This is a genomic window from Mesorhizobium sp. M2A.F.Ca.ET.067.02.1.1 (assembly GCF_004023285.1).
Lineage (GTDB): Bacteria > Pseudomonadota > Alphaproteobacteria > Rhizobiales > Rhizobiaceae > Mesorhizobium.
On the sequence record NZ_RZSB01000930.1, the window covers coordinates 1 to 1,991 of the forward strand.

The 1,991-nt window shown below is 62.5% G+C and carries 2 protein-coding genes; both read right to left on the minus strand.

The genetic code is table 11. The features are described 5' to 3' along the window. Nucleotides 1-949, minus strand: a 949-nt coding sequence (locus tag EOA28_RS33840; RefSeq protein ID WP_148671038.1) for an NAD(P)/FAD-dependent oxidoreductase, incomplete at its 3' end; no start/stop codon positions are given. A 44-nt stretch (nt 950-993) separates the two neighbouring features. Beyond that, nucleotides 994-1,821 carry an alpha/beta hydrolase gene (locus tag EOA28_RS33845; protein WP_281060948.1) on the minus strand — a complete coding sequence of 276 codons (828 nt, stop codon included), beginning with the start codon at nt 1,819-1,821 and terminating at the stop codon, nt 994-996. Nucleotides 1,822-1,991 lie beyond the last annotated feature (170 nt).

Here is a 1,991-nt window from a genome sequence, read left to right on the forward strand (position 1 = left end):
CCTCCAGGTCCTGCGACAGGCTGAAGGCGTTGACCATCGCGCAACCGGCGCCCTGGGCAAGGGCCGGGCACATCGCATGCGCGGCGTCGCCCACCAGCGCCACCTTGCCTCTGGTCCAGCTGTCCAGCTTGTTCGTCTGATACGTGTCGTACCGCGCAGTCTCGAGCTTGGCGGCTTCGACCAGGCATGGTTCAAGGAACGGGAACATCTCGACCCAGACCTCGAGGTCGAGCGGAACTTTAGACCCACGCGGATCGGCGGCCGGCGCCATCAGACCCAGGTACAATTCGTTCTCGTTGCAGGGCGAGTAAAGGATACGCTGGACGCGCGGCCAGAAGTTCCACATGTCGATGGTGTTGTCCCACTCGCCGTGGCCGAGTTCCTTCTTCTTGCGCGGGACGATCAGCCGGATAATTCCATCCTTCGACGTCCAGCGGTCCTGCTTGAACCCTATGGAGTCCCTGACTTTGGAGCCCACGCCGTCCGCTCCGACGATCAGGTCGGCTTCCAGAACCTCGCCGGTCTGCAGGGTCAGGCGGCCTTCCGGGTCGGCGGCGACCGCCTCGGAATCGACGCGAATATCGACCCCCAGGGCACGAGCGCGGCTGACGAGAGCATTGTGCAAATGGCTGCGCGTCATGATGCGCCAGGGAAGGCCGTTGAACGTCTCCCTGGAGATCGACTTGTTATGCATCCAGGTTTCGTAGGTAGGAGGCGTGTGCGACCCCAGGAGAACATCGTCCAAGGCGCCCAGCCCTTCGAGCACGCGGAGGCCATTGTGCCAGAGATAGATGCCTGCGCCGAACGCCCGAAGCTCGGAGCTTTTTTCGTGCAACCTGACCTCCCAGCCGTTCTGCTTGAGAGCGATGGCGGCCGTCAGGCCGGCAAAGCCCCCTCCGGCGACCTCCGCGCGACGCGTCTTGCCCGGAGTTTTGTTTACATTGGCCATTTTCTATCCTGATGCTGCGTACAAGAAGACGGCGCGACGGGCCGTCAGGCGTCGATGAAATTGGTGATGGCTTTCAGCGTGACCTCGGGACACACTTCGTTGACGTAGTGGTCGGCTCCCGGGACGACCACCACGGGCAGATCGGGCCGCAACCGACTGGTCTTTGCCAGCGCCGCCGCCGAAACCAGCTTGCTCTCTTCGCCGCGGACGATGAGGACGGGCTTCGCCACGTCGCGGTACGCCTGCGTCAGGTCCGCGCGAAGGCCCTTGGCGGTTTGAGCCATTGCCGAGGGCGACGCCAGCGGACGCAGACCGCCTTCGACCTGCCGATAGCCGCTCTCTGCTCTGATCCTGATGGGGTCGGCGGGAATATTCGGATAGCGGCCCGCGAGATATTCCTGGACGGCCTCGACATCCCTGAAAATCCGGTCTCCGGCGTTCACCCGGCTCTCCAGGGCATCGAGCGCTTCGGTCTCGATATAGGGAGTGAAGTCGATCGCGATCACGGACCGCACCAGCTCCGGATTTCTCGCCGCCGCGGTGACGGAGTTTCTGGCGCCGAGTGAATGCCCGACGAGGATGGCAGGCCCCCGGCCGAGCGTGCGTATCAGGCTGGCGATGTCGTCCGCGTAATCATTCGCCTCGTAGCCGCTTTCGGGCTTGTCGCTGAGGCCATGCCCTCTCTGGTCGACAGCTACGGTCGTGAAGCGGGCCGAAAGCTGCGCCATCAACGGCGCGAACACCGCGGAGTTGGACGTTATGCCGTGGAAAAACAGCATCAGCGGACCGGTGCCGATCTCGCGCACGTTCAAGACGATGCGGCCGGCGTCCACACGTCGCGAACCAACCTGGCTGGAAAGTACGTCTGCCACCACGTTTATGATCCCCGGCGCTGCTGCTTTCTTGCGTAAAAGGATCATACAACCACGAGGGCGTCAACCTGGATTGTCTGACATTCTTGCAATCTTAAAAGTTGACAATCTACCTGTTCCCGCTGTCCAATGTTCGCCACCTCGCATATGATGCGCGAGATTCCGACCCT